This window comes from Rahnella contaminans, from assembly GCF_011065485.1.
GTDB lineage: Bacteria > Pseudomonadota > Gammaproteobacteria > Enterobacterales > Enterobacteriaceae > Rahnella > Rahnella contaminans.
This window is the reverse complement of sequence record NZ_JAADJS010000003.1, coordinates 300,206-327,087: the sequence shown is the minus strand read 5'-3', so window position 1 is coordinate 327,087 and position 26,882 is coordinate 300,206. Positions and strand designations below refer to the sequence as shown.

Here is a 26,882-nt window from a genome sequence, read left to right as displayed (position 1 = left end):
AAAAATGAGAAAAGAAAACTCACTATTACAGAATGGTAATATTTATTTACACCGCTAAACCCAATGCGTATTATTCTCATTCGCTTTATTAACTAAGTTTGCACTCCACCATTCCGGCCCTCTTTTTCGGGGGATCCCGGCGGGTCTTGTTCACCCTTTTAAAGCGTTATAAATATCTAAAAGTTGTGGCTAATAAAATATAAAATAATCTTTCGGAGATTAATAAATGGTATCCGTTTCAGGGAAAAATTCAGTTAAATCAATCCGTGGCAGGAATAATAATTTAGGACAGAAACTTTCACTTTCTGTTATGGCTGTTTTTATTTCGTCTTCTTTACATTCTGCTTTTGCCGCCGAAACTACGGCGAATAAAACCGACGATACGGTCGTCGTGACCGGCCAAAATAACGCGGCGGTTACCGACACTGCCGCTACCGATTACAGCGTACCGGTCACCACCGCGGGCACCAAAATGGCGCTGACCACGCGCGACATTCCGCAGTCCGTGAGCATCATCAGCAAACAACGTATGCAGGATCAGCAACTGCAAACGCTGGGTGATGTACTGAAAAACACCACCGGCATTCAGGAAAGCGTCTCGGATCTTGACCGTCGCACCTATTACGCACGTGGCTTTTTAATCGATAACTACATGGTCGATGGCATTCCGACCACCTTCGACCCGCGCTGGGATCTGGGCGATTCCCAGTCCGACACCGCACTGTTCGAACGCATCGAAGTGGTGCGCGGCGCAACCGGCCTGATGACCGGCCCGGGCAACCCGTCCGCTTCTGTCAACCAGGTGCGTAAACACGCCGACAGCAAAGAGTTCACGGGCAATGTTTCCGCGACTTACGGCAGCTGGAACAAACAGCGTTACGTGGCTGATTTGTCTACTCCGCTGAATGCCTCCGGCAGTGTGCGTGGCCGCCTGATCACCGGATATCAGGATCAGAACAGCTACGTTGAGCGTTACGGCGCGACCAAAAAATTCGTCTACGCCACGGTTGATGCCGACCTGACCGATTCCACCCTGCTTTCCGCGGGCTACGAATTCCAGCAAACGAATACCGACAGCCCGACCTGGGGCGGCATGCCGCGCTGGTATCTCGACGGCAGCAAAACCGATTACCGCCGTGGTTTCAACTCCGCGCCGGACTGGGCTTACAGCAATAAAGAGACCACCAAACTTTTCACCACCCTGAAACAGTCCTTCGATAACGGCTGGCAGGCCACGCTGAACGGCACGCATACTGAATCCCTTATCGACAGCAAAATGATGTACATCGACGGGACATTCGATAAAACCACCGGCGTGGGCGAATCCGCTTATGCCGGTTATCCGGTCGTCGCGGGGACCGGCTACAACACCGGTAAACGTAAAGTCGATGGCGTGGACGCCTTTGCCAGCGGCCCGTACGAACTGTTTGGCCGTCAGCATGAACTGATGACCGGCGTGAGTTATTCCAAACAACAAAATACCTATTACAGCGCATTCGCCAATATTTCGACCGAAGAGCTGGGTAACTTTAACGACTACAACAGCCAGTTCCCGGAAACTGACTGGGGTCCGCGTTCTCTGGCTGAGCGGGATGTTATCCGCCAGAAATCCGCGTACGTCGCCACGCGTCTTTCGCTGGCCGATCCGCTGCATCTGATTGTCGGTGCGCGTTACACCAACTGGAATTCTGACACCCTGACGGCTCAGATTGAGAAGAACAACATCACGCCGTACGCCGGTCTGGTGTTCGACATCAACGATACCTGGTCAACCTACGCCAGCTACACGTCGGTGTTCCAGCCGCAGACTTACCGCGATATCAACGGTGCGTATCTGTCGCCGGTAATCGGCAAAAACTACGAAGCGGGCGTGAAATCCGACTGGTTCAACAGCCGCCTGACCGCATCCGTTGCGGTGTTCCGTGCGGAACTCGATAACGTCGCGCAAAGTACCGGCCGCACCATCGAAGGCTCGACCGATACAGCGTACGAAGGCAAAAACGGCACGGTGAGCCGCGGGATTGAATTCGAACTGAATGGCGCGCTGACCGACAACTGGCAGATGACGTTCGGCGGCACCCGTTACATTGCCGAAGACGAGAACAGCGACGCGGTTAACCCGCAACTGCCGCGCACGCAGCTGAAACTGTTCACCAGCTATCGTCTGCCGATGTTGCAGGATCTGACCGTCGGCGGCGGCGCGAACTGGCAGACTCACGTCTGGCAGGATGTGCCGGGCCCAAGCGGCAACGGCACCCGTTACGCCGAGCAAGGCAGCTACACCGTGGTTAATCTCTTCAGCCGTTATCAGGTCACGAAACAACTCGCCGTGCAGGCCAACGTGAACAACCTGTTCGACAAAGAATATGACACGAGTGTCAGCCAGTACGTAGTGTACGGCGAGCCGAGAAATGTGTCGGTGACAGCGAGTTATAGCTTCTGATTTTGGCTCGCAGATGCTCGCCGTATCGGGTATAACCGGGACGGTGAGCGGCAGCGCGCAGTTAAAAAGTTAAGGAGCGCGTTTACGCTCCTTAACCCTGTGTGGGCCGGCGCCCACGGTTTTGACCTAAAAGCCAGCCTGGGCGGCGAGCCCAAAAATCAACTTTTCGCAGCCGCCACCGGTAACACCGATCCTTTAAACTTCTCTTTAATAAACTCTGCGACCTGCGGCGATTCGAGATCTTTCGCCAGTTGCTTAATCCGTGGATCATTTTTAAGTTTTTCGGTCGTCACCAGAATATTCGCATAAGGATTTCCCTTCGCTTTCTCCAGCCCCAGCGCGTCTTTTGCCGGGCTCAGCCCGGCTTCCAGCGCGAAGTTGCCGTTAATGACCGCCAGATCGACATCCGGTAATGAACGCGGAATTTGCGGGGATTCGACTTCCAGAATCTTCAGGTTTTTCGGGTTGGTGGCGATATCACGCGGCGTGGCCTGATTTTTCGCCGGATCGGTGAAGCCCGGTTTCAGCGTAATCAGCCCCTGACTTTGCAGTAAATACAACGCGCGGCTGAGATTGGTTTCGTTATTCGGGACGGCAACGGTGCCATTTTGCGGCACTTCCGCATAGCTTTTGTGACGGCTGGAATATACGCCGAGCGGCTCGATATGCACCGTCGCGGCGACTTCAAACTTCTCTTTCAGCGCCTTTTCCTGCGACAGCAAATACGGCACGTGCTGGAAATAGTTGGCATCCACATCGCCGTGCGCCAGCAATTCATTCGGATTCACCCCGCTCGGAATTTCGATCACTTTGAGATTCAGACTTGGGTCGATTTTCTGCACATACGCCAGAATTTCCGCATGAGGGACCGGATCGGCCTGCACGCGCAACGGCTCTGCCGCCCAGGCGGACAAGGAGGAAAGCAATGCTGCAACAGCCGTCAGACGACCTGCAAAAGAAAGCGATTTAGAAACCGGCAGAGCGATATTTTTCAGCATAGACATTCCCTAAAATTAACTTTTTTAATTGAGGTGATGGCGCCCTGAGGATTAGCCCGGACAAATCTATGCTGACATATTTACAGGCCGTTACTTATACGCATTTCTCCCATGGATATCTGGAAAATTGAGATATTCAAAAAGCAGATAAATAATAAAGACAGCGACACCTCACAAACATTATCGCTGCCTTTCCGGCATCAAATCACCGCACGCTTCGCCCGTAGACCAGCGATTCGGCGCTGATTTCTGAAATAGATTTCGCGCCAGTCAGCGTCATGGCGACGCGCATTTCTTTTTCGATCAGAGTCAGCAGGTTGATGACGCCCGCCTCACCTGCCGCGGCCAGTGCGTAGACAAAGGCGCGCCCGAGCAGCACGCTGTCGGCGCCGAGCGCGATCATGCGGACCACGTCCAGGCCGGTGCGGATGCCGGAATCGGCGAGAATGGTGATGTCGCCTTTTACGGCGTCAGCGATGGCAGGCAGCGCGTGCGCAGTGGAAAGCACGCCGTCGAGCTGGCGGCCGCCGTGGTTCGATACCACGATGCCGTCTGCGCCAAACCGCACGGCGTCCCTGGCGTCTTCCGGGTCAAGAATGCCTTTAATGATCATCGGGCCTTTCCAGAACTCCCGGATCCACTCCAGATCTTTCCACGATATCGACGGGTCAAAATTGGTGCCCAGCCAGCCGATATAATCTTCCAGCCCGGTCGGTTTGCCGAGATAGGCAGAAACGTTGCCGAGGTCATGCGGTTTGCCGTTTACGCCAACGTCCCACGCCCATTGCGGATGCAAAACGGCCTGCAACATGCGGCGTGCGGCGGCGTTCGGGCCGCTCATACCAGAATGAGCGTCCCGATAACGTGCGCCGGGCACCGGCATATCGACGGTAAAGACCAGCGTTTTCACGCCTGCCGCCTGCGCGCGTTCCAGCGCATTGCGCATAAATCCGCGATCTTTTAAGACGTAAAGCTGGAACCACATCGGGCGGTCGATGGCCGGTGCGACTTCTTCAATCGGACAAACGGAAACGGTGGAAAGCGTGAACGGAATGCCTTTTTTGGCTGCCGCGCGCGCCGCCTGAACTTCACCACGACGTGCGTACATGCCGGTCAGGCCGACCGGTGCCAGCACCACTGGCATTGCCAGTTTTTCGCCAAACAGTTGCGTCTCAAGGCTGAGATCGGACATGTTTTTCAGGATGCGCTGGCGCAGGGCGATATCGGCCAGATCCGAAGTGTTGCGGCGCAGGGTGTGTTCGTTGTACGCGCCGCCGTCGATGTAGTGAAACAGAAATGGCGGCAATTTACTTTTTGCCGCCGCGCGGTAGTCCGTTGATGCAGAAATAATCATCGTGTTTTTCTCGTTATCTTTGTCTTGCGCTCTCTGGCGCGTAGGGGTGCAAAAAGTGTAGTTCAAAACAGACAAGTCGATAGAAAACAATGACAACGAAAAATGAAAAACTATTTCACAATGCACATCGGCATACCGGAAACCGGCTCGGGATGGATTTGCGCATCAATATCAAAGACCTGTGCCAGCAGCGCAGGCGTCATTACGGCTTCCGGCGAGCCTTGTGCAACTATTTTTCCGGCCGCCATCATGACCAGATAATCGCAATAACGGCTGGCCTGATTGAGGTCATGCAGCACAGCGACCACCGTTTTGCCCTGCTGATTCTGGCGGCGCAGTAAATTCATCAGCTCAACCTGATGGCTGATATCGAGATACGTTGTCGGCTCGTCGAGCAAAACAAGCGGCGTATCCTGCGCCAGCACCATCGCCAGAAATACGCGCTGACGCTGTCCGCCGGAGAGCTCGCTGACTAATTTTTCGGCCAGATCACCAATTTTCGTTTCTTGCATCGCGCGCGAGACCCTCGCGTGATCCTGCTCCCCCAGCCTGCCCCATAAATTCAGCCACGGGCTCCGGCCATAGCCGACCAGTTCCCGCACGCGGATCCCTTCCGGCGCGACGTGTTGTTGCGGCAACAGCGCCAGTTTACGGGCAAGCGCGCGGCCATGTAGCCGGGAAATATCGTCTCCTTGCAGCCGCAACGTGCCGGACTCCGGCGTCAGCAGGCGGGAAAAACATTTCAGCAGCGTCGATTTTCCGCAGCCGTTCGGGCCGATCAGCGCGGTGATTTTTCCGGCCGGAAGGGTCACCGACAGTCCGTTCAGAATGGATTTATTGCCGTATCCGGCGTACAGATTTTCTGCACTCAGTTGCATAGTCAGCGGGTTCTCATCAGGAGCCAGAAGAAATACGGTGCGCCTATCACCGCCGTTAAAACGCCCGCAGGCAGCTCCAGCGGCGGATGCAGGGTGCGCGCTAGCACGTCGGCCAGCAGTAAAATCAGCGCCCCGACAAGCATTGACGCGGGGATCAAAACGCGGTGCCTTCCGCCGACCAGTTTACGGGTCAGATGCGGTGCGACCAGCCCGATAAACCCGACCGGGCCGCAGGCGGCAACGCTGATGGCGGCCAGTGCGACGGCCAGCAATAACACCAGACGCTGTACGCGGGAAACGCGGATCCCCAGCGTCGAGGCACTTTCGTCACCGAGCGCCATAACGTCCAGATCGCGGCAGAACCCAAGGCTGAGCGGCAGTAATATCAGCAACCACGGCGCGACGATTTCGACGAAATTCCAGCCGCGTCCCCACAGACTTCCGGTCAGCCACAGCAGTGCGCTGTTGATTTCCATCGGGCGCGAGAGCATCAGGTAATCGGTCAGGCTGGCGTAAAATGCGGTCAGCGCGACGCCGGTCAACGCCAGCTTCAAAGGCGCGGAACGGCCGGACATCAGGCGCAGCAACACAAACGCGGCTATCCCACCCAGGAAGGCCAGCGGCGGCAGCCACAGCACGGAAAGCGCGGGGAACAGCATCAGCGCGCTGACCGACATCAGTCCGGCGGCGTGGTTAACGCCCAGTATGTCCGGCGACGCCAGCGGATTGCGGATAATGCCCTGCACCAGTACGCCGGAAAGCGCCAGCGCCGCACCGACCAGCACCGCCAGCAGCGCGCGCGGCAGGCGATATTCGATCAGCGGAAAATGGTTGTCATCGGCGGGTGCGAACGCCAGACGCATTTGTTCAAACGTCAGCGTGTGCGTGCCGTAACGCAGCGAAATCACGAAGGTCAGCAGCAACAGGCTGGTCAGAACGGTGAATACCGTGAACTGCCGGGTCATGTGCGCGTCCTCACCAGCCAGACAAAGAATGGCGCGCCAATCAGCGCCAGCACTACGCCTGCCGGTAATTCACCCGGCCACGCCAGAAAACGCGCCAGCAAATCCGCCAGCAGCATCAGCGTTGCGCCAAAAATCATACTCACCGGCAACATGCGGCGTAAATCATAACCAATCCAGTAGCGGGAAATGTGCGGGACCAGCAGCCCGATAAACGCCAGAGGCCCGGCGACGCTGACGCAGGCACCGACCAGCAATAACACCATAAGATTGATTATCAGCCGCAAGCGCGGCAGGTTTACGCCGAGCGTCTGCGCGCTTTCATCACTCACCTGTAACAGGTTCAGGCGGCTGGCAAGCAGCAAAACCCAGGGCGCGATAATGAGGGTGAAAGGGAACAGATGCCAGAACTCCGGCCAGCGGGCGTGCGCGACGCCTCCGGCCAGCCAGTTGAGAATGCCGTATGCGTGATCTTCTGAGAGGATCAGCGTCACTTTTGCCAGCGCAGCGCACAGCGCCGACACGGCCACTCCGGCGAGGATCAACCGGCTGCGGTCACCCGCCTGTTGCCATCCGCCGCCAGTCAGCATCACCATGCTCCAGCTGATACCGCCGCCAGCGGCTGCCACCAGCGCAATGCTGAACCCCGAAAACAGCTGCGGGCTGAGTGCGCTGACCACCACCATCGCCAGCGATGCACCGGCGTTAATGCCAAACAGCGAGGGAGACGCCAGCGGATTGCGGGTCAGGGTTTGCAGCAGGCTGCCCGCCAGCGCCAGGCTGGCACCGAGCAACATCGCCACCAGGCTGCGCGGTAACCGCAGGTTGAGCACCAGCGCCTGCGCCAGTGTTGCAGGCGGGCCGGGAATCAGCGCGCGCAGAGATTCCACCGCGCCAATCGGCACCGCAGAACGGCAAAAAAGCGTCAGCCAGAAGATGACGCTCAATATGAGCAGAGGCAGCGTCCAGCGCCACCCCGTTACGATCGTTTTCACCGCTTTCATGGTGCGGTGGCAGGCGCCTGATGATGCAGAATCTGCACCACGTCATGGCCGATATGCTCAGCGGCAAACACCCCGCGCATTCTCGCCCAGACGTTAGCATCGACCGCCGCAATCTGATTTTTTTGCGCGGCTTTCATCATTTGCCAGAGCGGATCCTTCTGCCATGCACGCACAATACTTTCCTGACGGTAGTGCGCGACAATCAGCCAGTCCGGGTTGATCGCCAGCAACTGCTCGAAACTGATGTTGGCCAGCGCCTGCTGATTCACCGGTTCCGGCACAATCAGCCCGAGCGAGGTCAGCACGCTGCCGGTGTAGGAATCGCGCGTATGCAGGTTAAATTGCTGTTCGCGCGAGGTGCCGAACACCACCTGCGTACCTTTCGGTAACTGACTGGAAAACGCCTGCATCCGCTGATGATGTTCCGCCAGACGCTGCTGCATCAGCGCGTCTTTCCCCAGCACTTTGCCGATGATCGCCGCCGATTCCAGGTTCTCATTGTAGGTTTCGTTGCGGGATTTCAGCATCAGCGTCGGCGCAATCCCTTTCAGCGCGGCATAAATGCCGCCATGACGGCTGCTGTCGGCAATAATCAGATCCGGTTTCAGCGCGGCAATCGCCTCGAGGCTCGGCTGCGATCGTGTGCCGACGGATTTCCACGCGCTGATACGCTGGCGCACTTCCGGCAAAATACGTTCCGCGTCGTTATCATCGGCCACGCCCACCGGGCTGACATCCACCACGGCCAGCGCATCCACAAAAGAGAGCTCCAGAACGACGACGCGTTCAGGCGCCGTATCGAGCGTAAAAGTGCCCTGCTGGTCAGTCACCGTCACGGCCTGCGCGGTGCCCAGCGAAAAACATAAACCGATAAAAAGCGCAAAGCGGGAGAAGAAAGACATAGAACCTCTGTGCGGCTGAAAAGGGAAAAAACGGGCGTCGTCACGCTAAGCCCGGCGTTTTAAACCATCAGAATTTCAGGGAACCCTGCATATACAACGTGCGTGGCTGTCCGGCATAAATCCCTTTGTTGTTATCGTCATACGCACGCGTGAAGTATTCGTGGTCGAAGATATTCTTCACGCCGAAGGCCAGATTCAGGTTCGCCATGTCCGGGCCAAACTGATAACCGGCGCGGGCGCCCCACAGCATGAAGCCGGGGATGCGACCGGTGCTGCCGTCGGCACTTTCTTCGACGGTGTTGGCGTTATCCGCAAACTGGCCGGACTGGTATTCGCTGTTGACGTTGAAGAACCAGTTGCCCGGTGTGTAATCCAGCCCCAGCGTGCCTTTGTTTTTCGGGGAAAACGGTACCTGGTTGCCCTGCGTATCGCCGGATTCACGAATGACGGCATTCACATACGCATAGCTGGCGTAAGCGGAGAAGTTTTCGAGTTTTGGCGACAAATCAGCGAGGTCGTAACGAATCTGGCTTTCCAGACCGGTATGACGGGTTTTTCCGCGCGCGGTGACGCTGTCCGTGGTCTGGTTGGAGTCGTACTGATTGTTGAAGTTGATCAGGAACAGCCCGACTTCCGCTTTCACAACGCTGTTATCAAAGCGCGTTCCCAGCTCCCAGGTGCGGGCTTTTTCCGGCTCGATACTGCCGCTGTCCACCGCTTTGCCAATCTGGCTGTACTGCACCGTGCCGAAAGAACCTTCGGTATTGGCATAAATATTCCACGCCTCGTTCATGTGATAAACGACGTTCAGAGCAGGCAGCGGCGCGTTGTAGCTGATTTCCTGCCTGGTGCCTTTGATGTAGTTGTTCTGATACGACTGGATGTGCTCGTAACGCATGCCCGGCGTGATGGTCCAGTCGCCGACGTCAATGCGGTCATCAACATAAAACGCATTCGCCTGCGTGCCGGATTGCGTATCGCGGTCATACGGGCTGTCGCCGGTCGGCAGAACGCCGGATTTGGCCGGGCTGTAATAGCGCAATTCGTGGGTGGATTCGCTGACATAACGGTAACCGACGCCCACTTCATGCGCGGTCTGGCCGAGGTTGAAGCTCTGGCTGTAGCGCGGTTCAACGCCGCGAACCCAATACTGGCGCGGGGAAAGCGTCAGGTTTTTACCCTGATCGAGATAACCGCTGCGCAGCGTGTAGGTGTAGAACGTTTGCACATTGAATTTATGCTGCTGGTCGGGCTGATACTGATAGCCAAAACTCGCCAGCTGGCGGCGGCCCCAGAATTCGTCATAAGGGCGCGTGGACTGAAAACGGTCGGCGTTATACGCGGCACGGGATAAACCGCCCGGCATTTCCGCGCGGCCTTCGTAATATTGCAGCAGGCTGTTGAACGTGTGGACGTCGTTTGGCGCGTAACGGGTTTTGAGCATCACATCGTCAATTTTGGTGGCGCTGTGTTCGCGCCAGTCGCTGCCGCGCGTGCCGGAGTAAAGCAGCGCGCCGCCGAGACCGTTATCCGCCGTGCCGCCTACCATCAGATTGCCGGTGCCTTTCGGGTCATTCTGGCTGGACGTCGGGCTGAGCAGCCCTTCCATGCCGGCTTCGATACCGAAATCTTTCGGGATGGCGCGGGTGACAAAGTTCACCACGCCGCCGACGCTTTGCGGTCCGTAACGCACCGCACCGCCGCCACGCACCACGTCCACCGCATCCATGTTGCCAAGTGAAACCGGCGCGAGGGAAAGTTGCGGCTGGCCGTAAGGCGCAAACGGCACCGGAATGCCGTCCATCAGCACGGTTGAACGGCTGGCGAGACGTGGGTTCAGGCCACGGATGCCGAAATTCATCGCCATGTCATGGCTGCCGGTACCGTTGTTTTCCGGCGCATTGACGCCCGGAATGCGGTTCATCATTTCACGAACGGTTGTCGCGCCGGTCTTCACAAAATCTTCACGGCGGATCACATCACGCGCCCCGCCGTGCTCAAAAACATCGTTTTCACGCGCGTCCGCCAGCCAGTCTCCGACCACCGTCAGGGATTCCGGTGCCTGCACCGGCGCAGGCATAACCGCCAGAGTGAACGCATTATTGCCCAGCGGTCTGGCTTCCAGCCCGCTGTTTGCCAGTAACGTCGTCAGACCATCAGTGACAGTGTAACTCCCCTGCAAGCCGCTGCTGTGTTTTCCACGCGTCAGCGAGGCATCCACAGAAAGCGTAATCCCGGCTTTGGCCGCGAACTGATTCAGCGCGGTATCCAGATCCCCGGCCGCAATTTGATAAGACGCAGACTGCACCGCGGCGGCTACCGGCAGCGACGTCAGCAGTGCGGCAGGAAGAATGGCGCAGTGAATGGCAATCGCCAGTGGTGTTGTTTTGCGAAAAGAACGAATAACGCGTGAGCGTGAAATGGACATACCGTCTCCGATTTTATGTTTTTTACTGTGTGATTTTTCAGGCAGTTTTTTAGGTGTTACTCAGGAGTCGGATGAGAATGGAAAAGGGACAACCGCGAATGCGATTATTTATCATTTTTATTTGCAGGAAGAATTTTACCGGGACATTACACAGGCACCACTTTCACCCAGTAACGCGTAGCCGTCTGAATTTTCACGGGAAGTGTTCGTGAAAGAATTTCCAGCACACTGTCGGTATCTTTCAGCGGGAACGTGCCGCTGATGCGTAAATCAGCCACTGACGGGTCGCAGCTCAGATGACCGTGGCGGTAACGGGCCAGCTCGGCAATCACATCCGCCAGACGCCAGTCGCTGACGCTCAGCACGCCGTGGGTCCAGCTCCCTGCACCGCCGGTTACCGCGGTAACATCACCGAAAGCACTGCCGGTAAAGCGCACCGCGTGGCCTTCGCTGATTTGCAAACCGCCCGCAGGCCGGTCGCGCAACGTGATTTCCACGGCGTGTTTGAGCACCTTCAGCGTCGTGGCGTCATCCTGCTGGCGCACGATAAATTCCGTGCCCAGCGCGCGTAACATACCCTGTTGCGTTTCGACCAGAAATGGCCGCGGAACCGGCTGATTATCGCGCGCGGTGATAATGCTGATTTCGCCCTGATGCAGGCGGATAAGACGGAGTGTGTCGGTAAAACGGATATCGGCGGCGCTGGCAGTATTGAGCGAAAGCTGTGAATTATCCGGCAGGCGCAGGGTTTTGATTTCGCCGGTAGACGTGCGTGCATCGGCCAGCAAACGCTGCCCGGCGGACGACTGCCAGGCTTCCCATGTCCCCCCCAGACCGAGCAACACCACCAGGCTTTTCAGAACACGGCGGCGGGTGACATCCGACTGCTGGCGCGCATGGTTAAGCGTCTGATAACTGAATTTACCGGGCATATTGTGCAGTTGCCCCTGCAACGATTCCACGCGCTGCCACGCCCAGCGATGATCTTCATCCTGCGCCAGCCACTGCTGCCATTTCTGGTTTTGCTGCGGCGTGACCTCGCCCGAGCACAAGGTGGCGAACCACTGCGCGGCTATTTTCAGCGACAGGCGCTGGTTATCGGTCAGGGACGTATTCATCGGAATCAGCCGTGTTCTATGCTGAACAGCAGGCAGTGTTCGGTGGCTTTCGCCATGTATTTTTTGACCGAACTGACCGACACGTTCAGACGTTCGGCGATCACCGGATACGTCAGCCCTTCAAGCTGTGAGAGTAAAAATGCCTGACGCACTTTCTCGCCCAGCCCGTCGAGCATCGTATCGATTTGTTGCAGGGTTTCGAGCAGACATTGCCGCTGTTCGGGCGACGGCATCTGTTCTTCCGGCATCAGCGCCAGCATGTCGAGATACGCACGTTCCAGCGCGTTGCGGCGGAAAAAATCCACCATCACGCGGCGGGCAACGGTACATAAAAAGGATTTGGGTTCGCGAATTTCCTGTGCGGTATTGCCGGTGAGAACGCGCATAAAGGTGTCCTGCGCCAGATCGTCTGCGTCACTGGCGGACCCCAGTTTGAACTGGAGCCAGTTTTTCAGCCAGCGGTGATGCGAGCTGTAAAGTGCTTCAAAAGCACGAACCGGGGAAACGGCAACGTTTGCGGACATAGGAAGTTACATAACCAGACCAGAAATTCACAATTGGATGATAATTGATAATAGTTATCATTACAATCGAGAATCATTCGCTTTCCCATCTGCCATAAATGCTAAGCCAATTAAGTGCGTCGATCACAACTCTGCCAGGTGTTAGCCTGAATAAAAACCACAAGGAAAACATCATGAGTTCACTCCCTGTCGCCGTTGTTACCGGCGGAACCAGCGGTATCGGGCTGGCCATTGTTCATAATCTGGCACGCGATCATCAGGTTTATGCGCTCGGGCGTAATAAAGACAGCCTGATTGCGCTGCGGCTGGTCGAAAACGTGGAGGCGGTTGAAATCGATCTGCTGGATTTCAGTGCCGTTGAGCAGTTTGTTCGTGAGTTACCGGTGATTGATGTGCTGGTACATTCGGCGGCGATTTCCAAACCACTGCGCCTTGAACAGGCGACGCCGGAGGAGTGGCAAAAGCAGTTTTCTATCAACGTTTTCGCACCAGCGGAGTTCACCCGTCTGGCATTACCGGCGCTGAGAAAACAGGAAGGTCAGGTGGTATTTATCGGTTCGGGATCGGGGACAAAAGCAGATGGCGGGAATACGGTCTATTGTGCCTCTAAGTTCGCACTGAGCGCCCTAGCCCATGCGTTGCGTCAGGAAGAAACGGAGCACGGCTTGCGCGTTTCCACCGTTGCGCCGGGGCCAACGGATACGCCGATGAACCGCAAAACCCGCGAAAGTCAGGGCAATTTTGACGCCATTGATCCGCGCGAATACAGCACGCCGGAATCGGTCGCGGCGGCGGTGCGTCTGGTGGTCAGCGCCAGCGACGATACGCAAATTACGGATATCGCAGTGAGGCCGCGCCGGGATAAAGCGAAGCGGTAGACCCGTAAAAAAATGCCCCGGAATGCGCAAAAACTCCGGGGCAAAAAGGCTTTTTATTATCGGGTTTGGTTACCCGTTCTGTGATTGATTTTAATTCACCGGTGTTGACGCCAATAACATTCAGTCAGAAATTAGTAATTCGCCGGGAGACGGTTTATCTGTATTAATTTCCCCTTGTCCATCTCGATATAATTACCCTTGCGTAATTCACAGAGTATTTCTGCAATCACGGTGCGCGATATTTTGGAGCGCTGCTGGATAAACTCCAGAACGCCTAATTTTTGGCGAACCTCAGGCCTGATCCTTTGCATACGGATTAACATCGCGCGGACAATACAATAGTTGTTTGAGCCTAACAGATCACATTCACGGTGTTTCAGGTAGAAGGCCAGATAGCTCAGCCAGATGCTCAGTTCGTACCAGAGATTGCTCTGATTGAGCAGCGCTTTTGCCCGGCTGGCGGTCAGCCAGAACCCCTGGCAGACGTTAACAGCAACGGCACAGGAACCTTCGTATTCTTTGAAAACGATGCCCGATGCGCCCAGTAACATAGCGGAATCGACGACATCCAGAAGCCATTCTTTCTCTTCATTATAAATAAACACACAGCCCGACTCGAGGAAATAGACAATATTTTCCTTTTCTTCCTGCTCAATTTGAATCTTTTCTCCTTTATTAAAAGTAAAAGAGACACCTTCTGCCATTAAACAGTCATGAAGTTGCTGAAGTATTTCCAGTGGTTTTTCTGACATAGTATAAAACCGACAAGATTGAGTAAGGTTATTGGCGAACAGGCATACTCACAGCCTTGTGAAGTATGCCCGGAGTCGTATTTCAGGCAATCAGGTTAAACGTTTCTGACGTTTACCCGATATTACCAGCGGTATTTCACACCGACGTTTGCAGACCAGTCCTGGTCAACATCCCCGCCTTTCAGCAGAGCAGTATCGGCATAGGTTGCGAAGTTTTTGCTGAAGTTGAACTGACCGCCCACCCCTGCGCGAACCGCAGAACCGTTCATGCTGTTGTCGATACGGTCACCGTTTATACGTGCATCGTTATCGCCCGCGTCATCGTAGACATATGCCAGTTTCACGAACGGCGTCAGGGACTGTTCGCTGCCGTAATTGAAGGTGTAACCCGCATCAACACCGGCTTCGTAGCGCAGGCTGTTGTAAGACTGGCTACCCACGTTCATCCCGTTGCTCACTTTATAGCTGTCGTTGTTCTGGAACAGACCGCTGATGGCGGCATACGGCGTGACATAACCGCTTTCGTTGAACGCCCAGTCGTAGCCCAGTTTCAGACCAAAGCCCCAGCCGTCGGTAGCGTTGTCAGCCGTAACATGCTGCCCGTCGCTCATACCGCTGGTCAGGTCGTTGCTAAAGCGGCTGTAGCTCAGTGAGCTGTCTAAGAAGACATGGTTGTCGAATTGGGCAGAAGCGTACACACGTGCAGATTGAGTATCCTGATCCAGGCTGCCGCTCTTATGAGAAACATCACCCTTCGCGAAGCCTGCGGCCATACCCAGCATCCACTTAGCATCGCCCTCAATCATTTTATCGACACCGATCATGATGCCGTTGACGTCCTGATCGTAGGAAACCGTGCTGCCATCGGCATTGAAATTACCGCCTGTGTAGCTCACCCACACGCCGCCTGCATCACCGGAATGACGACCAGCGCTCAAGCGGTTTGCCAGCGTATCCTGCTCAAGATTCCAGATGTTGGTGTTCGCGGACGGAATGCTCAGGGCGATATTGGCGGCATCGGTCAGGCCACGTTGTTTGAGAACAACGGTGTCGCCAGCCTGTTTCGCTTCATAACGGTATGCACCCAGATCGGCCTTATTGTTGGCGGTGAACGTTGCCGCAGTGGCCGTGTTGTTGTCGTACACACGAATCACTTCTTTGTTTTTATAATCAGCAACGCTGCCTTTGCCGGTGGCGTCGTTGATATTGACGCGGAAGTTACCGTTCACATCGCCATTCACTGACAGATGACCATCAGAATTCAGGGCAACGATACCCTGCTCCTGACGAACCTGGCTTGCGGTCGAATTCAGATCAGAATTCAGGATGTAAGCACGGCTTCCCACGTTGAATGTGCCGCCGTTAGCCAGCGTCATATTGCGGCTTTCCACCTGACCCAGACCTAAATTCAGCTGAGACTGACGGTCAACGGTGATCTGGTTTGCGTAAAGTTCTGCGCCTTCATTTAACAACGAAACCTGGCTCTGGTTGTCGAGGGACAGCGTATCGGTCGCCACGAAACCGTCATTGGCGATGTTCAGCCCGGACAGATTGTTGAGCGAAACAGAATCCGCCAGCAAGGAAGACGCGTTGGTAATATTCACCAGCGAACCGTTATTCACGGTCAGCGTGTCGATATTGGAATTACCGCGCGTATCCCACCGGGAACCGGTATCGAGTGCGACATTAAACAGACCGCTCTGGAAAACCTGATTGCCGGCCACGTGGCCGCTGGTGTCGTAAACAGATTCAGGAAGAATACTGTTCGGTGCCACATCATATAAAGTGGCCGTCGATTCAACCGAAGACATGGCCGCGCCGACCCATTTGCTGCCGTTTTGCAGCGTCAGGTTTAATTCATCCTGATTCAGGGAATCCTGCGCGTAGCCGCCATTGGTATCCAGCGTGCCATCCGCATTTGAGTCATGCCCTGCCGGATAGAAATTCGCATTGAAGGTACTGGCAAATGCGACATCGCCGGTCAGCGTGGAATGGTCTAATACCACGTTGGTTTTCATCGAATGAACGGCATCAGCAGAATCGCTGACATCCAGCGCTACATCATCCCAACCCGCTGAACCATTATGGTAATCAGAAGGTTTGCCGGACTGACCGTAGAAACCTGAGTTATCCAGCTCAGACCAGGCACCTGACGTCAGCGCGGAATCACTGATTGTCACGTTATTATTAAACGAAGTGCCGTTATTTGCTGAATCTGCTGCCCAGTCATAACCCTGCGTTAATGTAATACCCGCCACACGGGAGTTATTACGCAAAACGATATTACTTTGCTGGTCCAGCGTAATGGCAGTGCCCAGATTGTAAGTATCAATGCTGCCCGCCACGTTGGCATTGTTGACATAATTGTAATGCTCGTAGGTGTCATCAATCGTCGAATTATCAACGGTTAATGACAATACGCCCGCGTTTGTCAGGGTATCTGCGGCGCAGTTTGTGGTCATGCACTGAGAAGTGATCATGCCGCGGACGGTGCTGTTGGTGATGTTCAGTGCGTTTTCGCTGGCATTGGCGTTCAGATAATAGGTCGAGATCACACCACGAACGACAGCATTGTTAATCCCCGGCGAGATATTGCCCTGCGTCGTGAGGTCTTGCCCGTTATTGAACCCAACGTAGCCCTGATAATACGGCGTGTTATCGGTCGTATTAAAATAGAATGTTTCATAGCTTGTGTTAGAAATATCCGAAGCGGATGCCTGAGCCATTAATGCCAATGAGCATGCGGCGGCTAACTTTGAAACAGACAAACCCTTTTTATGATGATTCATTTGTAATCCTTTAATTTGAATAATTGAGTAGAAACCATAGCAACATGAAAAACGCGCTAACGGTTTATTCCCCACCACGACTTCAAAATCAATTATTCACAATAAGATACAAAGGTTCAATCTTGATTGGCAAAGTATACGGATACGGACTTTATTTATTTTAAATTATAAAACTCTTTAAAAACAACACGATAAATTAAAATAAAAATAATGAGTCATCTGTTTTAGGATTATTTTATTCGCCATAAAAAATAATCCCACAAAATTAATCACTCATCATACATTTCATCATGCGAAATAAAAACCACTGGAACTTTAATTTAGGATTATGTTTTAATACGTTTTGAAAACTCTGATCACCCGGATAATTAATACAGTGTGAAAATAGCTATTCCCGTAACTGATCATTATTAAATTATCTGGAAAAATATACTGCTCAGACTCACCTGGTAACGTTGGCGTCACCCGCAGGACAGGGACAATCCCAGGTGGCCACCTGATTTTCTTAGCAAAATCCTCACAAATTTTAACTTGATACAGATCATCAAAGGCGCGGGTTGGGTTTGATCGAATGATAATCATTATCGTTTAATGGCGATAATGACTGTTTCTTCAGGAGAAGAAGACCCTTATGAGCTTAGACCTCACGCGCTTTTATGCCGCCGATCAGGGCCTGCCGTTCCCGGATCGCTGGGCGGTTATGCCCTGGCGGCCGCAGCAACCCGTTCCTCCGCAGGAGGTTCCCGCACAATGGCAGGCGCTTTGTCAGAAAACGCTGCCTGCGAATAAACGTCTGGTCTATTTGCATATCCCTTTTTGCGCGACGCACTGCAAATTTTGCGGGTTCTACCAGAACAAGCTGGAAGCGGAAGCCACCGAACAATACTGCGATTACCTGATCCGCGAAATCGAGCAGGAAGCCAGCTCACCGCTGCATCAGTCTGCGCCAATCCACGCCGTCTATTTTGGTGGCGGCACGCCGACCGCGCTCAGCGCCCGGCAGTTGCACCGGATTATTGTGACCCTGCGCCGCAGTTTGCCGCTGGCACCGGATTGCGAAATCACGGTGGAAGGCCGCATCCTGAATTTCGATGACGAACGCATTGATGCCTGTCTGGACGCGGGCGCTAACCGTTTTTCCGTCGGCATTCAGACGTTCGACACGCGTATCCGTCAGCGTATGGGCCGCCGCGCCAGCCGCGACGAAGCCATTAATTTTCTGCGCAAGCTGGGCGAACGTGACCGCGCGGCGGTGGTTTGTGACCTGATGTTTGGCCTGCCGGAACAGACCCGCGCGTCGTGGCTGGAAGATTTACAGATTGTCCGTGACCTGCCGCTGGACGGTGTCGATCTTTACGCGCTGAATCTGTTGCCGTCCACGCCACTGGGCAAAGCGGTCGGGAACAATCGCGTCACCCTGCCCGACGTCAGCATGCGTCGGGATTTCTATCTGGAAGGCGAAGCGTTTCTGGCGCGTGACGGCTGGCATCAGATCAGCAACAGCCACTGGGCGCGCACCACCCGCGAACGCAATCTCTATAATCTGCTGATCAAAAAAGGCGCAGACTGTCTGGCTTTCGGCAGCGGCGCGGGCGGCAACCTTGGCGGCCAGTCATATATGACGATGCGCAGCCTGGACGCTTATTATCAGCTGCTCGATGCCGGGCAAAAACCGATCATGATGATGACCGCCGCGACCACCGGTGAGCACCGCTGGCGGCTGGATTTACAGGGCGGCATCGAAGCCGGACGTTATGATCTGAGCCGCATCGTCGAAGATCCATTCCCGATTGAACCGTTGCTGCAACAGTGGCAACAGTGCGGCCTGATGCACAGCGACGGCCCGCGTTTCAACCTGACTCCCGCCGGACGTTTCTGGGCCAGCAATATGCTGCAAGCCCTGCAAATTCTGGTTCCTCAACTGACCTTACGGAATGACAGCCATGCACACGGATAACCTGCAAAAACTGACCGACTTTCTCTCCACTCAGCCTGACGGCACTGTTGAAGATATCGCCCGTGAATATGGCGTGACGCCGCTGACGGTGATCCGACATTTGCCCGAAAGCCACCTGTTTTCCGGCAGCCAGTTCGACACAGTGTGGGACAACATCACGGAATGGGGCGACGTCACGACGCTGGTAAATAATGACGATCTGATCCTCGAATTCCACGGCGCGTTGCCCACCGGCACGCATCGCCACGGGTATTTCAACCTGCGCGGAAAACAGGGAATGAGCGGGCATATCCGCGCAACAAATTGCCAGCACATCGCGCTGGTCGAACGGCCATTTATGGGAATGAGCACAGCAAGTGTCTGGTTTTTAAACGCTTCCGGTTATGCGATGCTCAAGGTTTTCGTCGGGCGTGACAGCCATCGCCAGCTTCTGAGTGATCAGCTGAATGCATTTCGCGCCCTTCCTGCCCTTCTGGCCGAGAGAGAGAAACACCCTTGAATACTTTGCTGATTTTTGGCGCTGGCAGCGGCGTCGGGGCTGAACTGGTCGCCCTTTCCGCACAGGAGCGCCCGGTTGTGGCGCTAATCCGTAACCCTCAACAGGCAGAAACGTTGCGCGCGGCGGGCGTCACCGTGATTACCGGCGACGCGCTGAACCCGGAAGATGTCTTGCAGGCCTGCCAGATGGCCGGGGCGGAGGCGCAGATCGTGTCCACGCTGGGCGGAAAACTCTCCGATTACACCGCTAACCGGCTGATTGTGGATACCGCTGAAAAAACCGGCATCCGCCAGATGTTGCTGGTGACGTCGATTGGCTGCGGCAACAGCTGGCCGACCTTATCCGACCGCGCAAAACAGGCATTCGGGCAGGCGGTTCGTGAGAAATCACTGGCTGAAAGCTGGCTGCAAACCAGCACGCTGGCGTGGTGTATTCTGCGTCCGGGCGGCCTGATGAACGGCGAAGCCACCGGCAAAGCGCACCTTATCGAAACCGAAGCGCATGGCCGCGTCCGCCGCGCCGACGTTGCCCTGCACATCCGCCAGCTACTGACCACCGGCGCAGGCTGGGGCGAGGTGTACGCGCTGTGTGATGCCTCGCTGGAGGGCGAAAGGTTTTAAAAAAATGCCCCGGAAACGGGGCATCTGTTATTTATTGCGCCAGCATCTGACGCAGTAACGCCGCATCCGTGTTATCCGTATTCATCAGCAAAAACTGCAATCTGTCCCACCGGTTAAGCCGGGTAGCCAGCGAGAAATACAGTCGCTGATGTTTTACTGAGGGCGCAACCGCCTGATGAATAGCTGTAATCCCAGTTCCGGGGATCAGCCATCATCACTTCGAGCCGCCTGCGCAGATAATATTCCGTCGCCATGAATGACCTCCCCTGGGGAACTGCGTTTCCCGGCTCATTTATATACGTCCGTGGTTTTTATAAAAGTTTGCCAGAACACGACATGTGATAACGGCAAATGGCGGACGGACTGAAAGAGACTCCTCCGGAAAGAGAAAATTGCATACCCGCTGAATTATTCAAACATTTTGATCATTACAAGCAAATAAGTCCGCTATTCATCCGGATCCCGCGGCGCTATTCTTCTTCTCATCGGAGGCAGCCGCCTTCACCCAACAAACACTGAGAAGGAATGACATCATGAAAACCATCAAAACTTTCGTTATCGCAGCAACACTCGCCACTGTTTCTTTTGGTAGTTTCGCCTCACAAATCGGCACTATTACTGCCTCCGACAACACACTGGATGGTCTGGAATCCACCTTCGCCGCTAAAGCCGCTGCCGCCGGTGCAACCTCTTATAAAATTATCGAAGCCGGTGGTCAGAACCGCATTCATGGCACCGCTGTATTGTACAAATGATTTGATTAAGTCTGCATTTTAAGAACAAAAGCCGCTCCCGTTACAGAGCGGCTTTGCGGGATCTGGAGTTTTACCCCGTCACTCTTTCGTTGCCACCTTCAGCAGAATAACCCCCGCGAAAATCAGTAAAACTGCGATCACACGTAGCGGATTAAGGCTTTCGCCGAACATCGTGACACCCAGAATAAATGCGCCGATAGCCCCGATGCCGACCCAGACGGTGTACGACGTGCCGAGCGGCAGGGTTTTCATGGCGATCGCCAGTAATACTACGCTGAGCAGCATGAAAAATGCCGTGATCAGGCTGGGAATGAGGCGGGTGAATCCGTGGGATTCTTTCATTGCGGTCGACCAGACAACTTCGAAAATTCCGGCTAAAAACAGATAAAGCCAGGCCATAAAACATCCTCAGGAATAACAGTCAGGGTCGTCCCCGAAAAATTAAGCTGAGTCTCTGGTCGTCCAGTCAGCATGAGAAAGCTGATTATAGTTCACCTCGCCTGCTCATGACAAAAATCACTCTCCCGGCAAAAACGAGTCTTTTTCAGTATGCAGCGTGATGATCGCCGGGCGGAAAAGCTTCTCTTTTTGTTCGATTTTAAACGCGCGGAAATGTTTGCTCTCGCCGACTTCCGATTCCGGCATCAGCGCAGCACCCGCAAGGCCGTCGCGAAACATTTCGATCACCAGCCGCGGCTCGGACACTTTCATAATCACGTTCACATCTTTCACTTCTTCATACAAACGGTTGAGCAGCACTTCATAGGTGCCCTCGCCGCCCATCCGGTGCAGCATAATCAGCGGGAAGCCGGATAAATCAGCGAAAGTCAGCGTGCGGTCGGGCAGGTTTTCGGCCAGTTCAGTTGAGACAACCGCGACCAGTTTGATCGGCTCAAATTCACGGACATAGAAAGAACGGATATCGGCGGGCGTCTGAATCATCGCCATATCCAGCGCTTTGTTCATCACCAGTTCTTCCAGATAGGTGGATTCAGATACCAGAAGGTTCGGATCCCAGTCCGGGTTTTTGCGGTACAGCTCGAGAAATACCGTATTGAAATAGCGCAGATAAAGATAGGAAACGCCGATACGCACGGTGCGTTTTTTTTGCGACGCGATATCCACCGCCTGCCGCGTGACGCTGTTGACCTGGCTGAGGATTTCACTGGATTTGCGGTAAAGAAAACGTCCGGCTTCGGTGAGAACCATCTGTTTGGTGGTGCGGATAAACAGGGGCGAACCGATTTCTTCTTCGAGTTCGTGCAGACGTTTTCCAAGCGGAGGCTGTGCGATATTCAGCACTTTCGCAGCTTTGCTGATTGAACCCTGTTCAGCGATGGTGCAGAAGTAACGCATTCTTTTCAGATCCATCATTCCCTTCTCTTCATTGCGGCGGTGGCACGCTCAGTATACAAAAAGCCACTTCGCAATGAAGTGGCTTTGGCTGATATTCATCAGTGAATAAAGAGGCTCCAGTAATGTGAGATGGGCATCACCAGAATTAACGCCGGTAATAAATTTCCTACTGCGATGGATTTGATTCCGCTGATACGGAAACCGGCGGCGAGCATAATAAAGCCCCCTGCTGCCGTGAAATCCCCCATCATTTGCGCATTGGTCAGCGGAAGAATGAACACCGCCGCCGACGCGATAAGAAATTGCACAATCCACTGCGGAATGAAAATCAGCGCCACCGCATAACCCAGCACCGTGGCGAAAATAGCCGCCGTGAACAGATCCATAATCGCTTTAACGAACAGGATATTCGGATCATGCGTCATCCCTTCGGTCATTGCGCCGATAATACCGGTGCCGCTGGCGCAGAACAGGACAATAATCGCGACGAATTTTTCGGTGAACACGCTCTGATCCATGCCGGTATCAGGGGCAAAACGCGAGGCGATCCCGCGCGCCATATTGCCCAGACGCGCAATGTAACGTTCCAGATAAAACAGTTCCCCGATGGCCGCGCCGAGGATCACCGACAGGATTACCACCGGCATGCTGTGCATTTTCACCAGCAGCACGACGCCGAGCGCCATCGAGCATAAACCAAAGGTCTGGGGCAGCGAGGTTCTTAACCGCTCTGGCATTTTTACGCCAAGAAAGCCCCCTAACAGGCCGCCGAGGATAATGGCGCCGCTGTTAACAATAGGTCCAATTAACATTTCTACTCCGCAAATTTAGAGGCTGTTTTTTATCGTTGTCACAAAGAATTTATCACTCAGTTTTCGCCCCAGCGTTTGATATTCGCGACGTCCAGATCAAATAAATCCAGGGCACGCGCCACGCTGTGGTGAATAATGTCATCCACGCTTTCAGGTTTGTGATAAAGAGCCGGAACCGGCGGAAAGATAATTCCGCCCATTTCTGTCACCGATTGCATATTCTTCAGATGCGAAAGATTCAGCGGTGTTTCCCTGACCATCAGCACCAACCTGCGCCGCTCTTTTAACACGACATCCGCCGCGCGGGTGAGTAAATTACTGGTTAAACCGTGAGCGATAGATCCCAGAGTATTCATTGAGCACGGCGCAATAATCATTCCGATGGTTTTATATGAACCACTGGAAACAGAAGCCCCCAGATTATTAATGGAGTGAACTTCGTCGGCCAGACAGGTGACATCTTCTCTTTCAATATCCGTTTCCATGCTCCGCGTCATCTCGGCACCTTTACTGATAATAAGATGCACATCAATATCCATATCACGCAATATTTCCAGCGCTTTCATGCCATATTGAAATCCTGAAGCACCGCTGATCCCCACAATTATGCGCCGTTTACTCATGTCAAATCCTTAATTAATGCTAACGTTCGTATTATTTAAAATCGGGTAAGAATTTCTTCACATCGACTTCTTTAAATTTAGAACGTTCGAAATGCGCTTTCAGGTGGAAAGGAACGGTGCAGTCGAAGATCGTTTTGCAAGACATCCCTTCCTGCAAAATGCTCGGGCTGTATGCCGGGTTCTGCGACGGATCAAGCGGATGGCAGCGCACGCCGGGAATGGTGGCGATATCCACATCGCCCTGGAAGCGGGTTTGCATCGCCCACAGAACGTCGTCGGTGTCGAAAATATCCACATCTTCATCGACCAGAATGACGTGTTTCAGCTCGGAGAAAGCGGCAAACGCCAGCAGCGCGGCTTGTCTCTGACGGCCTTCGTCAACCGGAGAAGCTTTCTTAAATTGCAGTACCGCCAGCAACTTACCGCCGCCGGAGGTGTGTGCATTCACATTCAGCACGCGGCCCGGCATGGCGCGGTCAATCATGTCCAGAATACTGGCTTCGGTCGGAATGCCGGCCATGCTGACATGTTCGCCGCTTGGGCCTAATGTGGTTTGCAGGATTGGGTTTTTACGATGAGTGACCGCTTTCACTTTAATCACCGGCAGCGCCGCTTTCGCTTCGCCGGTATAACCCGGGAATTCAGGCATCGCTTTGCCGGTATTGGTGTTCTGATCTTCACGGACGCGTACGTTTGGCAGCAGTTCACCTTCGATCACAATTTCAGCGTGGGCAATGGCTTTTTCGTCGATGGAGACGCAGTGTGTCAGTTCAACTGCTTTACCGCGCAAGGCACCGGCAATGCTCAGTTCGTTGAAGCCGAGCGGCGTGGTCGGTGGCTCGAAACAGGCCGCAATTTCAATCGCCGGATCCACGCCGATACTGATAGAAATTGGCAGCGGTTTGCCCGCACGTTCCGCTTTTTCACGGAATGCGTCGATATGACGGCCCGGTGTCAGCCACATCGACAGTTCGTCACGGCTCTGGATGCACAGGCGGTGAATGGTCACATCGGACTCTTTGGTTTCCGGGTCAGACGCGTAGCACATGCCCATGGTGAAATACGGACCGGCATCTTCTTCGGTGTTGGTCGGCGCGGGCAGCAAGGTACGCAGGTCAAAGTTCGGGTCATCGGCCAGATACGTGACTTCCTGACATTGCGCAGTGCCGCGGTCGATAACAACGGGTGCGATGGCATTTTTCACGGAGTTTTTCAGCAGAAAACCGAGTTTTTCCGGCGCGCAGTCCAGCAGATGGCCGACGCGTTCGCGGGTCGACATCAGGCCGGTCACGACACGGACGCCCGGAAAACCTTTGATGTTGTTAAACATCATCGCGGGGCCTTTGCGGGTCGGACGTTCGCAGGTTCCACCGGCACCAACATAACGGTAAACGCCGGACAATTCCGCATGCGGATCGACTTCCACATCGGTGCTGACCATTTCGCCTGGCAGGCTTTCAAGGAATTCAATAGCGGAGCGCAGATCGTGCACTTTATTATTTTGAGGGTGGGTTTCTTTCTTAGACATAATATATTCCACGTAATAATGAGAAAGTATTTATTCGTCGTGGTTAATATATCGGCCTGAATATAAATCAAAAAGTACCGTTTAAATATACAGACTAAACCTTTTTGGTTTACGTTATAAAATTAAATTATTATTTAACACTTAGGAATACATAATAATAACTTTGTGACAATAAAACAGGATATTTGCGTTACGCCGGTCACAGCGTAACGCAAATTAAAAAGAAGGGAGTTTAGAGCGGAACGGAGAATTGAAAACACGCGCCCTGCTTTTGTTGCTCAACCAGCCGGATATCCCCGCCGTGAAGTTGCAAAATACGGCGCACAATCATCAGCCCCAGCCCGCCCGCGCGGTGTTTATTGGTGCTGAGAATTGAAGGCCTCACAAACAGGCTGTCTTTCAGCTCCGGGGCAATGCCTGGCCCGGTGTCTTTGAGCTGTACCATAACCTGTTCGCCGTTTTTCCACAGTTTAATCTCAATAACGCCGCCTTCCGGCGTGTGGCGGATGGCATTATCCAGCAGGTTCGTCAGCACGCGTTCAATCATGCCCAGATCGGCATTCACCAGCGGAATACCCGGCGTGATATCTGCCAGCAATTTCTGCCCGCGCGTTTCGGTCGCCAGCTCAAATTTCTGGAAGACGTCCTGCACCAGTTCGCTCAGGGAAAACGGCTCTTTCTGCGGTTTCACCACGCCATATTCCAGGCGCGCCAGTTCAAATAATTCCTGCGCCAGCCGCCCGACTTTTTTACTTTGCGTCAGCGCAATATTCAGATACCGCTGCCGGTCTTCGTTGCTCAGATGATCGGATTTCACCGACAGCGTTTCGAGATAACCGTGCAGTGAGGTCAGCGGCGTGCGCAAATCGTGGGAAATATTGGCGATAAATTCACGGCGCTGCTGATCCTGCACCATCAGGCTTTGCCACTGCTGGTCGATGCGTTTTGCCAGCGCGACAAACGCCTGTTGCAGCTGCGATACTTCATCGCGCGGCGCACCGGCAGGCGTCGGACTTTTTGCCAGCGCCTGAATGGCGTCCATTCCGCCGCTGTCGAGCTGCGCAATCTGCTGCGTCAGTTTACGCACCGGACGCGTCACCCAGCGAAACGCCAGCGCACCCGCCAGTAAACCAAACAGCGCCACCAGCCCCATGGAACGCAGCGCCAGTGCAATGGAAGACTGGTATTGCGCATCGCTGGTCAGCGCGGTGTATTCATCGCCGAGCAGCACGATATACACGTAACCTTTGGTCACACCGTGTTCTTTGAGCGGTGCCGCCGAAAACACCTGACGGTTTTGCGGATCACGCGGATTGTCGCCGTAAACCGGCATATTCGCGCCCTCAAGCAGCGCGTTAACCGGCGTCAGATCGACTTTATCGGTTTTCAGACGCCCTGCCGGTGCCGCGTTGCCCACTATCTTGCCGTCTTTATCCAGCAGATACACTTCCACACTCGGGTTCACCGCCATCAGCTGATCAAACAGCGAATGCACGGCTTTTGGATCCCAGTCACCCTGACTGAGCAGCGGATTATTGGCCGCAATCTGCGTCGCCAGATTCGCGGACAGCCGCTGGATCACCGACTGGCTGTACTGATTGCTCGAGCGCACCTGCATATAGCCGGAAAGCGCGCAGCAGGCGATCAGCAGCACCGTAAACACCAGAGTCAGTCTTTGCGCCAGCGTGAGATTTTTCATGAT

At 54.3% G+C, this 26,882-nt stretch carries 23 protein-coding genes; 6 read left to right on the top strand and 17 right to left on the bottom strand.

Annotated elements, in window-relative coordinates:
• The first annotated feature begins 226 nt into the window (after window positions 1-226).
• Window positions 227-2,443, top strand: coding sequence for a ferric-rhodotorulic acid/ferric-coprogen receptor FhuE (fhuE, locus tag GW579_RS16195; protein ID WP_165060180.1), 2,217 nt, complete (start codon window positions 227-229; stop codon window positions 2,441-2,443).
• Window positions 2,444-2,601: 158 nt separating this feature from the next.
• Here the strand turns inward: fhuE and GW579_RS16190 are convergent, their stop codons facing one another.
• The 9 genes from GW579_RS16190 to fecI all read right to left on the bottom strand — a co-directional run bounded on the left by GW579_RS16190 (window position 2,602) and on the right by fecI (window position 12,611).
• Window positions 2,602-3,441 (bottom strand): MetQ/NlpA family ABC transporter substrate-binding protein, encoded by an 840-nt coding sequence (locus GW579_RS16190; RefSeq protein WP_165060178.1) that lies wholly within the window; start codon window positions 3,439-3,441, stop codon window positions 2,602-2,604.
• A 205-nt stretch (window positions 3,442-3,646) separates the two neighbouring features.
• Window positions 3,647-4,795, bottom strand: coding sequence for an FMN-dependent L-lactate dehydrogenase LldD (gene lldD, locus GW579_RS16185; protein WP_152326572.1), 1,149 nt, complete (start codon window positions 4,793-4,795; stop codon window positions 3,647-3,649).
• 110 nt (window positions 4,796-4,905) lie between these two features.
• Complete coding sequence (gene fecE, locus GW579_RS16180; RefSeq protein WP_165060176.1) at window positions 4,906-5,673, bottom strand: Fe(3+) dicitrate ABC transporter ATP-binding protein FecE; 768 nt, start codon at window positions 5,671-5,673, stop codon at window positions 4,906-4,908.
• Window positions 5,674-5,675: 2 nt separating this feature from the next.
• On the bottom strand, window positions 5,676-6,638 hold the full coding sequence (gene fecD / locus GW579_RS16175) for a Fe(3+) dicitrate ABC transporter permease subunit FecD (RefSeq protein WP_152326574.1): 963 nt from the start codon (window positions 6,636-6,638) through the stop codon (window positions 5,676-5,678).
• On the bottom strand, window positions 6,635-7,639 hold the full coding sequence (fecC, locus tag GW579_RS16170; protein WP_165060174.1) for an iron-dicitrate ABC transporter permease FecC: 1,005 nt from the start codon (window positions 7,637-7,639) through the stop codon (window positions 6,635-6,637). The genes fecD and fecC overlap by 4 nt, the downstream gene beginning before the upstream one ends.
• Entirely contained in the window at window positions 7,636-8,541 is a 906-nt protein-coding gene (locus GW579_RS16165; RefSeq protein WP_165060171.1) for a Fe(3+) dicitrate ABC transporter substrate-binding protein FecB, read from the bottom strand. The genes fecC and GW579_RS16165 overlap by 4 nt, the downstream gene beginning before the upstream one ends.
• Before the next feature lie 67 nt (window positions 8,542-8,608).
• Window positions 8,609-10,969 carry a TonB-dependent Fe(3+) dicitrate receptor FecA gene (gene fecA, locus GW579_RS16160; RefSeq protein ID WP_165060168.1) on the bottom strand — a complete coding sequence of 787 codons (2,361 nt, stop codon included), beginning with the start codon at window positions 10,967-10,969 and terminating at the stop codon, window positions 8,609-8,611.
• Between the two features lie 146 nt (window positions 10,970-11,115).
• Window positions 11,116-12,087 (bottom strand): ferric citrate uptake sigma factor regulator FecR, encoded by a 972-nt coding sequence (fecR, locus tag GW579_RS16155; protein WP_165060165.1) that lies wholly within the window; start codon window positions 12,085-12,087, stop codon window positions 11,116-11,118.
• A 5-nt stretch (window positions 12,088-12,092) separates the two neighbouring features.
• Window positions 12,093-12,611 carry a ferric citrate uptake sigma factor FecI gene (gene fecI / locus GW579_RS16150; RefSeq protein WP_165060162.1) on the bottom strand — a complete coding sequence of 173 codons (519 nt, stop codon included), beginning with the start codon at window positions 12,609-12,611 and terminating at the stop codon, window positions 12,093-12,095.
• Window positions 12,612-12,784: 173 nt separating this feature from the next.
• Between fecI and GW579_RS16145 the strand changes: the two genes are divergently transcribed.
• Window positions 12,785-13,489 (top strand): SDR family oxidoreductase, encoded by a 705-nt coding sequence (locus tag GW579_RS16145; protein ID WP_165060159.1) that lies wholly within the window; start codon window positions 12,785-12,787, stop codon window positions 13,487-13,489.
• Window positions 13,490-13,620: 131 nt separating this feature from the next.
• Here GW579_RS16145 and GW579_RS16140 read toward each other — a convergent pair whose 3' ends face one another.
• Window positions 13,621-14,241 carry a helix-turn-helix domain-containing protein gene (locus tag GW579_RS16140; RefSeq protein ID WP_165060156.1) on the bottom strand — a complete coding sequence of 207 codons (621 nt, stop codon included), beginning with the start codon at window positions 14,239-14,241 and terminating at the stop codon, window positions 13,621-13,623.
• Window positions 14,242-14,363: 122 nt separating this feature from the next.
• Window positions 14,364-17,030, bottom strand: a complete 2,667-nt coding sequence (locus GW579_RS16135; RefSeq protein WP_165060153.1) for an autotransporter outer membrane beta-barrel domain-containing protein — start codon at window positions 17,028-17,030, stop codon at window positions 14,364-14,366.
• A gap of 631 nt (window positions 17,031-17,661) precedes the next feature.
• Here GW579_RS16135 and hutW point away from each other — a divergent pair.
• The 4 genes from hutW to GW579_RS16115 all read left to right on the top strand — a co-directional run bounded on the left by hutW (window position 17,662) and on the right by GW579_RS16115 (window position 20,861).
• Window positions 17,662-18,987, top strand: a complete 1,326-nt coding sequence (gene hutW, locus GW579_RS16130) for a heme anaerobic degradation radical SAM methyltransferase ChuW/HutW (protein WP_165060150.1) — start codon at window positions 17,662-17,664, stop codon at window positions 18,985-18,987.
• Complete coding sequence (hutX, locus tag GW579_RS16125; RefSeq protein WP_371819704.1) at window positions 18,965-19,486, top strand: heme utilization cystosolic carrier protein HutX; 522 nt, start codon at window positions 18,965-18,967, stop codon at window positions 19,484-19,486. The genes hutW and hutX overlap by 23 nt, the downstream gene beginning before the upstream one ends.
• Window positions 19,483-20,106, top strand: coding sequence for an SDR family oxidoreductase (locus tag GW579_RS16120; protein WP_165060147.1), 624 nt, complete (start codon window positions 19,483-19,485; stop codon window positions 20,104-20,106). Before hutX ends, GW579_RS16120 begins: the two co-directional genes overlap by 4 nt.
• A gap of 533 nt (window positions 20,107-20,639) precedes the next feature.
• The gene (locus GW579_RS16115) at window positions 20,640-20,861 is read left to right on the top strand and encodes a YdgH/BhsA/McbA-like domain containing protein (RefSeq protein ID WP_165060144.1); all 222 of its coding nucleotides are present in this window, start codon (window positions 20,640-20,642) and stop codon (window positions 20,859-20,861) included.
• A 78-nt stretch (window positions 20,862-20,939) separates the two neighbouring features.
• On the opposite strand, the gene GW579_RS16110 is transcribed toward GW579_RS16115, so the two are convergent.
• The 6 genes from GW579_RS16110 to GW579_RS16085 form a co-directional block, all read right to left on the bottom strand.
• Entirely contained in the window at window positions 20,940-21,260 is a 321-nt protein-coding gene (locus GW579_RS16110; RefSeq protein WP_165060142.1) for a DMT family transporter, read from the bottom strand.
• Between the two features lie 117 nt (window positions 21,261-21,377).
• Window positions 21,378-22,235 carry a LysR family transcriptional regulator gene (locus GW579_RS16105; RefSeq protein ID WP_235937403.1) on the bottom strand — a complete coding sequence of 286 codons (858 nt, stop codon included), beginning with the start codon at window positions 22,233-22,235 and terminating at the stop codon, window positions 21,378-21,380.
• A gap of 80 nt (window positions 22,236-22,315) precedes the next feature.
• The gene (locus GW579_RS16100) at window positions 22,316-23,029 is read right to left on the bottom strand and encodes a DUF554 domain-containing protein (protein ID WP_152326588.1); all 714 of its coding nucleotides are present in this window, start codon (window positions 23,027-23,029) and stop codon (window positions 22,316-22,318) included.
• Window positions 23,030-23,085: 56 nt separating this feature from the next.
• Window positions 23,086-23,652, bottom strand: a complete 567-nt coding sequence (locus GW579_RS16095) for a UbiX family flavin prenyltransferase (RefSeq protein WP_152326589.1) — start codon at window positions 23,650-23,652, stop codon at window positions 23,086-23,088.
• Between the two features lie 31 nt (window positions 23,653-23,683).
• Window positions 23,684-25,180: a UbiD family decarboxylase gene (locus GW579_RS16090; RefSeq protein WP_165060139.1), complete on the bottom strand. Its 1,497-nt coding sequence runs from the start codon at window positions 25,178-25,180 to the stop codon at window positions 23,684-23,686.
• Between the two features lie 232 nt (window positions 25,181-25,412).
• The gene (locus tag GW579_RS16085) at window positions 25,413-26,879 is read right to left on the bottom strand and encodes a sensor histidine kinase (RefSeq protein WP_165060136.1); all 1,467 of its coding nucleotides are present in this window, start codon (window positions 26,877-26,879) and stop codon (window positions 25,413-25,415) included.
• Between the last annotated feature and the right edge of the window lie 3 nt (window positions 26,880-26,882).

What these genes read in the sequence shown, in the direction of transcription:
- fhuE (WP_165060180.1), top strand. Translation starts at nt 227, where the DNA reads ATGGTATCCGTTTCAGGGAAAAATTCAGTTAAATCAATCCGTGGCAGG.
- GW579_RS16190 (WP_165060178.1), bottom strand. Translation starts at nt 3,441, where the DNA reads ATGCTGAAAAATATCGCTCTGCCGGTTTCTAAATCGCTTTCTTTTGCA.
- lldD (WP_152326572.1), bottom strand. Translation starts at nt 4,795, where the DNA reads ATGATTATTTCTGCATCAACGGACTACCGCGCGGCGGCAAAAAGTAAA.
- fecE (WP_165060176.1), bottom strand. Translation starts at nt 5,673, where the DNA reads ATGCAACTGAGTGCAGAAAATCTGTACGCCGGATACGGCAATAAATCC.
- fecD (WP_152326574.1), bottom strand. Translation starts at nt 6,638, where the DNA reads ATGACCCGGCAGTTCACGGTATTCACCGTTCTGACCAGCCTGTTGCTG.
- fecC (WP_165060174.1), bottom strand. Translation starts at nt 7,639, where the DNA reads ATGAAAGCGGTGAAAACGATCGTAACGGGGTGGCGCTGGACGCTGCCT.
- GW579_RS16165 (WP_165060171.1), bottom strand. Translation starts at nt 8,541, where the DNA reads ATGTCTTTCTTCTCCCGCTTTGCGCTTTTTATCGGTTTATGTTTTTCG.
- fecA (WP_165060168.1), bottom strand. Translation starts at nt 10,969, where the DNA reads ATGTCCATTTCACGCTCACGCGTTATTCGTTCTTTTCGCAAAACAACA.
- fecR (WP_165060165.1), bottom strand. Translation starts at nt 12,087, where the DNA reads ATGAATACGTCCCTGACCGATAACCAGCGCCTGTCGCTGAAAATAGCC.
- fecI (WP_165060162.1), bottom strand. Translation starts at nt 12,611, where the DNA reads ATGTCCGCAAACGTTGCCGTTTCCCCGGTTCGTGCTTTTGAAGCACTT.
- GW579_RS16145 (WP_165060159.1), top strand. Translation starts at nt 12,785, where the DNA reads ATGAGTTCACTCCCTGTCGCCGTTGTTACCGGCGGAACCAGCGGTATC.
- GW579_RS16140 (WP_165060156.1), bottom strand. Translation starts at nt 14,241, where the DNA reads ATGTCAGAAAAACCACTGGAAATACTTCAGCAACTTCATGACTGTTTA.
- GW579_RS16135 (WP_165060153.1), bottom strand. Translation starts at nt 17,030, where the DNA reads ATGAATCATCATAAAAAGGGTTTGTCTGTTTCAAAGTTAGCCGCCGCA.
- hutW (WP_165060150.1), top strand. Translation starts at nt 17,662, where the DNA reads ATGAGCTTAGACCTCACGCGCTTTTATGCCGCCGATCAGGGCCTGCCG.
- hutX (WP_371819704.1), top strand. Translation starts at nt 18,965, where the DNA reads ATGACAGCCATGCACACGGATAACCTGCAAAAACTGACCGACTTTCTC.
- GW579_RS16115 (WP_165060144.1), top strand. Translation starts at nt 20,640, where the DNA reads ATGAAAACCATCAAAACTTTCGTTATCGCAGCAACACTCGCCACTGTT.
- GW579_RS16110 (WP_165060142.1), bottom strand. Translation starts at nt 21,260, where the DNA reads ATGGCCTGGCTTTATCTGTTTTTAGCCGGAATTTTCGAAGTTGTCTGG.
- GW579_RS16105 (WP_235937403.1), bottom strand. Translation starts at nt 22,235, where the DNA reads ATGATGGATCTGAAAAGAATGCGTTACTTCTGCACCATCGCTGAACAG.
- GW579_RS16100 (WP_152326588.1), bottom strand. Translation starts at nt 23,029, where the DNA reads ATGTTAATTGGACCTATTGTTAACAGCGGCGCCATTATCCTCGGCGGC.
- GW579_RS16095 (WP_152326589.1), bottom strand. Translation starts at nt 23,652, where the DNA reads ATGAGTAAACGGCGCATAATTGTGGGGATCAGCGGTGCTTCAGGATTT.
- GW579_RS16090 (WP_165060139.1), bottom strand. Translation starts at nt 25,180, where the DNA reads ATGTCTAAGAAAGAAACCCACCCTCAAAATAATAAAGTGCACGATCTG.
- GW579_RS16085 (WP_165060136.1), bottom strand. Translation starts at nt 26,879, where the DNA reads ATGAAAAATCTCACGCTGGCGCAAAGACTGACTCTGGTGTTTACGGTG.